The organism is Vibrio sp. 10N.247.311.12, from assembly GCF_041467515.1.
Lineage (GTDB): Bacteria > Pseudomonadota > Gammaproteobacteria > Enterobacterales > Vibrionaceae > Vibrio > Vibrio crassostreae_C.
In genome coordinates, this window is record NZ_JBFSUV010000083.1 from 1 (window position 1) to 6,474 (window position 6,474).

A 6,474-nucleotide genomic window follows, 5' to 3' on the forward strand; every position below is an offset into this window, starting at 1 on the left:
CGTAGAGGACTTTCACCTCCTAGATCAACGCCATGCTCGGCGCACAACAAAAAAAGGTCGATGTTATATCGACCTTTTTCTTTACCTGTTACTTAGATGAACCAAAGGTTAGCTACGTAAGCCAATACCCTTTGTCACTAGGTAGTGTGCAATGCCATACAACAGCACGATAAACACACCTAGTACGCCAAACGACGTCACGATCCCCACATCAGACACACCCAAGAAGCCATATCTGAACGCGTTAACCATGTACACGATAGGGTTCAACTTCGATACACCTTGCCAGAATTCAGGCAATAGACTGATCGAGTAGAACACACCACCAAGGTACGTCAGCGGCGTTAAGATAAAGGTTGGGATAATAGAGATATCATCAAACGTGCGTGCGAATACCGCGTTAATCAAGCCACCCAAAGCGAATACTACCGACGTTAAAAATACCGTCGCAATGATCACGCCCCAATGGTCAACTTGTAAGTCGACAAAGAACAACGACACGAAGGTTACTATGGTACCCACTAACAAGCCACGAACCACACCACCCATTACGAAGCCGGCGATAATCACGTAGTTAGGAACAGGCGCTACAAGCAGCTCTTCAATGTTCTTCTGGAACTTGGCACTAAAGAACGATGAAGCAACGTTGGAATATGAGTTGGTGATCACCGACATCATGATCAGACCGGGAACAATGTATTCCATGTAGCTAAAGCCGTTCATTTCACCAATACGCGCACCAATCAGGTTACCGAAGATGATGAAGTAAAGCGTCATGGTAATCGCTGGCGGCACCAGAGTCTGCACCCAGATACGAGTAAAGCGATTGATCTCTTTGGTCAACAAACTGCAGAAAGCGGTCCAATATAGGCTGTACATATTATTTACTCCCCTCACGGACGATACTCACAAATAGCTCTTCTAGACGGTTTGCTTTGTTACGCATAGAGAGGACTTTAACCTGTTGCTCGCTCAATTGAGCAAAGATGGTATTCAAACCTAGGTTCTTGTCGATTTCGATTTCTAGCGAGCCATTGACCATCACTTGGCTATTCACGCCTTCAAGCTTAGGTTCAGTCGTGCCCTCTTCCAGATCCAGAATAAAGGTCTCAGCACTCAATTTGCCCAACAGCGCTTTCATTGTTGTGTTCTCAATCAGCTCACCGCGATTGATGATACCAATGTTGCGACACAGCATTTCTGCTTCTTCTAGGTAGTGCGTGGTCAAGATAATGGTAATGCCCTGCTTCTCATTGATCTCTTTTAGGAATTCCCACATTGAACGACGTAGTTCAATATCAACGCCTGCTGTCGGTTCATCAAGGATCAACAAATGAGGTTCATGCATCAATGCACGCGCGATCATCAAACGACGCTTCATACCACCAGACAAGTTACGCGCGCGTTCGCCACGCTTTTCCCACAGATCGAGTTGAGATAGGTACTTTTTCGCTCGCTCTTTCGCTAATGCTTTTGGCACGCCGTAATAACCCGCTTGTTGCAGCACGATCTGTTCAACGGTTTCAAACGGGTTAAAGTTAAACTCTTGAGGCACAAGGCCTAAGTTCTGCTTCGCCAATTCCAGATCGGTATCAATGTCGTAGCCGAACACTTTAACCTTGCCTGACGTTTTATTTACCAGTGAAGAGATAACACCAATGGTGGTTGATTTACCCGCACCATTGGGACCAAGTAGTGCGTAAAAGTCGCCTTTTTCTACTTGTAAACTAACGCCCTTAAGAGCCTCGAAGCCCCCAGCATAAGTTTTTCTTAATTGCTCAATTTCTAATGCATACATAGAGATAGACTGCCATTTGCTATAGATAAGATGTAGACGGCCGAGCTTGAGGAAGAGAGTAATGCTTAAAACGAACTAGCTGAAAGCTAACCCAAGATTTGTTTACTCGGCCATTTTGCGAACAAGTTTATCGTTGATTGACGATGAATACAAATATCGTGTGAGAGTTTCTTTCGAAAACAAATAAGCGTCTTGGCTACGTGAAGACTAAATCAACGTTCAATAAATATAAAAATGCCGCTAAGTGATTCACTTAACGGCATTAATGATCAGTCTTGAAGTGAGCGTCTATGGCTTATTCATATTAGATTATTCATATCAGGTCATTCATATCAGCTTATTACTGAAAAATTAAACTGACTCAAATTGATGCTCATCTCTGTCGACATAGCTTGTTGCTGCCGTCAGGGCTTCATATCTGAATCGATAAGTGTTGGATTCAGGTACTAGGTCAATCACGTGGAACTTCTCTAGTTGTTGACGAGTATTCTCATTAGGACACAGCAGATACACCTCACACTGCGCATCCAATGCATCTTTAATCGCATTCTCTAGCGCTAGGCCAACAGTGACATCAATCATAGGTACATCTGTCAGGTCTAGAATCATCGCTTCATAGTCAGAGATACTTGAGTGCTGACGTGAAATCGCCTTTGAAACGCTGAATATCATCGGCCCTGATAGGTAGAAGAATAGCACCTTACCATTGGCACTATCGAGTAACTGACGTTCGCTATCAGTCAATGGGATATCGTCTTCATCATCACCATCACTGATCGCCTTAACTTGTCTGGCTTGCTCTCGGCTTAATCTTTCAATAATCAGAATATTCGAGATAAACACACCCAGTCCAACGGCAATAATCAAGTCAACAAACACAGTCAATAGCATCACGCCGTACATCACGCCCATGCCGGCATAGCTAACCTTGTGCGCGCGCTGGATAAAGCTCCAATCTAGGATATTGAAACCAACATACATCGCGATACCAGCCAGCACTGCCATAGGAATCGGTTCTGTTAAACCACCTGCAACCAATACCACGAGCGCAAGTACTAAAGCTCGAATAACACCTGAAAGCGGAGAACGCGCTCCCACCTGAATATTCGTTACGGTACCCATAGTGGCGCCCGCGCCAGGTAGTGCACCAAACAGGCCAGAGATCATATTGGCAATGCCTTGGCCACGAAGCTCTTTGTCTGAGTCATGCTCTTTACGAGTCAATGAATCTCCGATAACCGCGGTCAAAAGCGTATCAATACAACCTAATGTACCAAGCACCAAGGCATCGATAACCATAGTAGTAAACTGTTCAGCGCTGATCGTAGGGATAACGAGGGAAGGTAAACCAGCTGGGATTTCACCAATACGGCGAATAGAGTCGGTATCAAAAATAATGACGGACAAGAGCGTTACAGCCACTAACGCGACCAGTTGAGCAGGCACATACTTACGATACTTAGCGGGGAAGCCAAAAAGAATACCGAGTGTCAGAGCACCTAGAAATAGCTCACTCACTTTTAAGTTTGCTAGCGTATCAGGTAAAGCAGAGAGCGTGCCCATTACACCACCGGATGGAGCGGCATGCCCTAACAATGGAGACAGCTGCAAGATAATCAGAATAACGCCAATGCCCGACATGAATCCGGAGATCACGCTATATGGCATCAAAGTGACGTATTTTCCTAGCTTTAACGTACCAAGTAATATCTGGAATGCACCGGCCATCATCACGACAGTAAAGGTCATTGCCATACCCGTTTCAGGATATTTAGCAACCATACTCGTCATTACGGCAGTCATGATCACCGTCATCGGGCCGGTAGGTTCAGAAATCAAACTACTCGAACCGCCAAACAATGCTGCAAATAGGCCAACCATAATGGCGCCCCACAAGCCAGCTTCAGCTCCCGCGCCAGAAGCAACACCAAATGCCAATGCTAAAGGTAACGAGATGATGGCTGTAGTTACACCGCCAAACATATCCCCTTTGAGATTGATATCCGTAAAACGACTTCCAAACAAAACACACCTTCCTGATGATGAAATGACAAACCTTATCACTTTAGCAAATGCATCAAGTGTTCAGAAAGTGTTAATTCAATCACATTATTCATGTCTTATAACCGGATTATTGATAGTGGGCTAAGTTTATGATTTTCCTTACTAGAACACGTCAGATGAGTACATTTTGACGCAGTTTTTACGAGATTGAATTTGTAACATTGTGTATAGTTAAGCATCTTAATTGAGGGATGTAAGAAGCAAGATGCCAGAAATAAAACAGCTTTTTGAGAACAATTCCAAATGGTCTGAAGAAATTCGCTCTGAAAGACCTGAGTATTTTACAACGCTTGAAGAGGGTCAAAGCCCTGGTTTTCTATGGATAGGTTGTTCAGATAGCCGAGTTCCAGCCGAGCGCCTGACTGGCTTATATTCTGGAGAACTGTTTGTTCACCGAAACGTGGCCAACCAAGTGGTTCATACAGACCTAAACTGTCTATCTGTTGTTCAGTACGCAGTAGATGTGCTTAAAGTGAAACACATTATTGTCTGTGGTCACTACGGTTGTGGCGGTGTTAACGCGGCGATTGATAACCCTAAACTTGGTCTTATCAACAACTGGTTACTGCACATCCGTGACAATTACCTAAAATACCGCAAGCAAATCGAGGGGCTTCCTCGTGAGCAATGGGGTGACAAGTTATGCGAAATTAACGTCGCAGAACAGGTTTATAACCTAGGTAACTCAACCATTATGCAAAATGCGTGGGAGCGTGGCCAAGACGTTGAAATCCATGGTGTGGTTTATGGTATTGGCGATGGCAAGCTACAGGACCTTGGCGTACGTTGCTCAAGTAACGATACTTTAGAGAACAGTCACTTAGATGCATTAAACAAGATCTTAACGACGCCTCTTCTTAGTCAACAAAGCTAACCCATTCCGTCATATATACAAAAAGCCCGCATCAAGCGGGCTTTTTAATGACTTCTAAACCACAAGCGTAATGATTACTCTTGAGGTACTACCTTACCGATGTACGGTAGGTGACGATATTTTTGTGCGTAGTCGATACCAACACCAACAACAAACTCGTCTGGGATCTCAAAACCAATCCATTTTGTATCGACAGTCACTTCACGGCGAGAAGGCTTGTCTAATAGCGTACAAATTTCGATAGACTTAGGACCACGTAGGCTCAGAATCTCTTTTACTTTAGTCAGCGTATTACCTGTATCGATAATATCCTCTACAAGTAGAACGTCTTTACCTTGGATATCATCATCAAGATCTTTCAAAATACGAACATCACGTGAGCTTTCCATGCCGTTGCCGTAGCTAGACGCGGTCATGAAATCAACTTGGTGAGTTAAATCGATAGCACGAGCAAGATCTGCCATAAAGACAAAAGATCCACGCAATAAGCCAACTAAAACTAGATCTTCACTACCCTTGTAGTGTTCCGTGATCTGTTTGCCTAGTTCGTTCACTCGATCCTGAACTTCTTGCTCAGAGATCATGACTTCAACTGTATGCTTCATACTGCTCTCATTTTATTTGGTGATTGCGACAAGTGTAGACAGTTCTGCCATCGGCGCCGCTCAATTTGTGCGTAAGTCTAGCACTGCTCAAATACCCACACCACCTTATGGTTCAAATTTACTGTCAGATTATCAACGATAATACGCGTTGATGCCTTGTCCGATACTCTCTTCCTTTCACATCAATACTGATCACGCTTTATGTATCAAGTTTGATGTAACTGTCTATTAAATAAGCTCAAAGGATTGACCATTCGCATATGCACCATTACACTCATCTTGGCTTAAATAATAATAAAATCATTAATATAAGAAATTCGTTGGCAAGGAAAACAAAATGGACTCAATCTCTAAGAGACCTAGAACTAGGCTTTCACCCCTAAAAAGAAAACTTCAATTGATGGAAATCGCACTTGAAGTGTTCTCTCGTCGCGGCATTGGCCGTGGTGGTCACGCTGACATTGCAGATATTGCTCAGGTGTCTGTGGCAACCGTATTTAACTACTTCCCTACTCGTGAAGATCTAGTTGATGAAGTGCTAAATCATGTTGTCCGTCAATTCTCGAACTTCCTTTCAGACAATATCGATCTAGATATTCACGCAAAACAAAACCTACATAATATTGCGACTGAAATGGTGACGTTAGTGGCTCAAGATAGCCATTGGTTAAATGTATGGTTCGAATGGAGCGCTTCGACTCGTGATGAAGTATGGCCGCTATTCGTAACAACGAACCGCACTAACCAAATGTTAGTACAAAACATGTTTAGCAAAGCGATTGAACGCGGCGAAGTCTGTGACGATCACGACCCTAAACATCTAGCGAATCTATTCCACGGCATTTGCTACTCGCTATTCATCCAAGCGAAACGTGTAGAAACGCCAGAAGAGCTTTCAAGCTTAACGGATAGCTACTTGAACATGCTGTGCATTTATAAGTAGATTTGAAATTCGGTCTTCGAAAAAAACTTAGGGATTGGCGTATTGCGTCAATCCTTTTTTGTTTTTAGCACTCGCTCTTCGTATCCCGGAGCGCAGCGTACTCGCATCTCGGAGTGAAACGTTCTTGCGACTTACTTCAGAATCGAGTAGGAGGAGGCCTCGCAGCCTCCGTCCTCTCACACCACCGTAC

The 6,474-nt window shown here is 43.9% G+C and carries 6 protein-coding genes; 2 read left to right on the top strand and 4 right to left on the bottom strand.

The window, feature by feature from the left end:
- Window positions 1-108: 108 nt before the first annotated feature.
- The 3 genes from AB6E30_RS22205 to AB6E30_RS22215 form a co-directional block, all read right to left on the bottom strand.
- Window positions 109-879: an ABC transporter permease gene (locus tag AB6E30_RS22205; RefSeq protein WP_010435987.1), complete on the bottom strand. Its 771-nt coding sequence runs from the start codon at window positions 877-879 to the stop codon at window positions 109-111.
- 1 nt (window position 880) lies between these two features.
- Window positions 881-1,798, bottom strand: coding sequence for an ABC transporter ATP-binding protein (locus AB6E30_RS22210; RefSeq protein WP_017059435.1), 918 nt, complete (start codon window positions 1,796-1,798; stop codon window positions 881-883).
- A 351-nt stretch (window positions 1,799-2,149) separates the two neighbouring features.
- Window positions 2,150-3,781 carry a SulP family inorganic anion transporter gene (locus AB6E30_RS22215; RefSeq protein WP_017063247.1) on the bottom strand — a complete coding sequence of 544 codons (1,632 nt, stop codon included), beginning with the start codon at window positions 3,779-3,781 and terminating at the stop codon, window positions 2,150-2,152.
- Between the two features lie 286 nt (window positions 3,782-4,067).
- On the opposite strand from AB6E30_RS22215, the gene can reads away from it, so the two are divergent.
- On the top strand, window positions 4,068-4,736 hold the full coding sequence (gene can / locus AB6E30_RS22220) for a carbonate dehydratase (RefSeq protein ID WP_017063246.1): 669 nt from the start codon (window positions 4,068-4,070) through the stop codon (window positions 4,734-4,736).
- A gap of 74 nt (window positions 4,737-4,810) precedes the next feature.
- On the opposite strand, the gene hpt is transcribed toward can, so the two are convergent.
- Window positions 4,811-5,341 (bottom strand): hypoxanthine phosphoribosyltransferase, encoded by a 531-nt coding sequence (hpt, locus tag AB6E30_RS22225; protein ID WP_017633235.1) that lies wholly within the window; start codon window positions 5,339-5,341, stop codon window positions 4,811-4,813.
- 337 nt (window positions 5,342-5,678) lie between these two features.
- Between hpt and AB6E30_RS22230 the strand changes: the two genes are divergently transcribed.
- Complete coding sequence (locus AB6E30_RS22230; RefSeq protein ID WP_019824386.1) at window positions 5,679-6,284, top strand: LuxR/HapR/OpaR family quorum-sensing transcriptional regulator; 606 nt, start codon at window positions 5,679-5,681, stop codon at window positions 6,282-6,284.
- The last annotated feature ends 190 nt before the right edge of the window (window positions 6,285-6,474 follow it).

Coding starts and splice junctions, on each gene's coding strand:
- AB6E30_RS22205 (WP_010435987.1), bottom strand. CDS start 879: ATGTACAGCCTATATTGGACCGCTTTCTGCAGTTTGTTGACCAAAGAG.
- AB6E30_RS22210 (WP_017059435.1), bottom strand. CDS start 1,798: ATGTATGCATTAGAAATTGAGCAATTAAGAAAAACTTATGCTGGGGGC.
- AB6E30_RS22215 (WP_017063247.1), bottom strand. CDS start 3,781: ATGTTTGGCGGTGTAACTACAGCCATCATCTCGTTACCTTTAGCATTG.
- can (WP_017063246.1), top strand. CDS start 4,068: ATGCCAGAAATAAAACAGCTTTTTGAGAACAATTCCAAATGGTCTGAA.
- hpt (WP_017633235.1), bottom strand. CDS start 5,341: ATGAAGCATACAGTTGAAGTCATGATCTCTGAGCAAGAAGTTCAGGAT.
- AB6E30_RS22230 (WP_019824386.1), top strand. CDS start 5,679: ATGGACTCAATCTCTAAGAGACCTAGAACTAGGCTTTCACCCCTAAAA.